At 53.6% G+C, this 662-nt stretch carries 1 protein-coding gene and 3 tRNA genes; all 4 read right to left on the bottom strand.

Features of this window, described 5'->3' with window-relative positions; genetic code table 11:
- The coding region (locus ACFSNN_RS39630) for a GTP-binding protein (protein ID WP_244143520.1) at positions 1-119 on the bottom strand (119 nt) is incomplete at its 3' end.
- Positions 120-182: 63 nt separating this feature from the next.
- Positions 183-257: transfer RNA gene (locus tag ACFSNN_RS39625), tRNA-Thr, on the bottom strand.
- 16 nt (positions 258-273) lie between these two features.
- A tRNA-Gly gene (locus tag ACFSNN_RS39620) sits at positions 274-347 on the bottom strand.
- Between the two features lie 41 nt (positions 348-388).
- Positions 389-474, bottom strand: a tRNA-Tyr gene (locus ACFSNN_RS39615).
- Between the last annotated feature and the right edge of the window lie 188 nt (positions 475-662).

Here is a 662-nt window from a genome sequence, read left to right as displayed (position 1 = left end):
AACTTCTGCGTCAGAACCGTCGTGATCGCTGCCGTCAGCGTGGTCTTGCCGTGGTCAACGTGACCGATCGTGCCGACGTTCACGTGCGGCTTGGTCCGCTCAAACTTACCCTTGGCCATTTTCGACTCCTAAGAGGATTTTTCCGTACGTTGCGCCGGGCGCAAACAATCAGCGAGAACTTCTGGTGCCCATGGGCAGGATCGAACTGCCGACCTCTCCCTTACCAAGGGAGTGCTCTACCACTGAGCCACATGGGCGCTACTTCTATATTGCTGGAGCGGGTGAAGGGAATCGAACCCTCGTCGTAAGCTTGGAAGGCTTCTGCTCTACCATTGAGCTACACCCGCAAGGATCCATGGATTCCCAACAACTGCTGCAACTTGCATTCTGGTGGAGGAGGTTGGATTCGAACCAACGTAGGCGTAAGCCAACAGATTTACAGTCTGCCCCCTTTAGCCACTCGGGCACCCCTCCGCAGAGAACTGATGATTGTGGGGGAACAACAACTTATTGTCAAGACTTGCTTGACTGTTCCAAACCCAAGGCTCTCACTTATATAGTGATTTCAGCGCTTCCGTAAACGCAGAAACCCCACCTTTTTGGGGTGGGGTTTCTGATGCTGCAGGGGAGCCTGACGATTACCTACTTTCACACGGGTAATC

This window comes from Paraburkholderia dipogonis (assembly GCF_042680985.1).
Classification (GTDB): Bacteria; Pseudomonadota; Gammaproteobacteria; order Burkholderiales; family Burkholderiaceae; genus Paraburkholderia; species Paraburkholderia phytofirmans.
The sequence above is the reverse complement of the archived record's forward strand: the minus strand, read 5'-3'. Positions and strand labels throughout refer to the sequence as shown.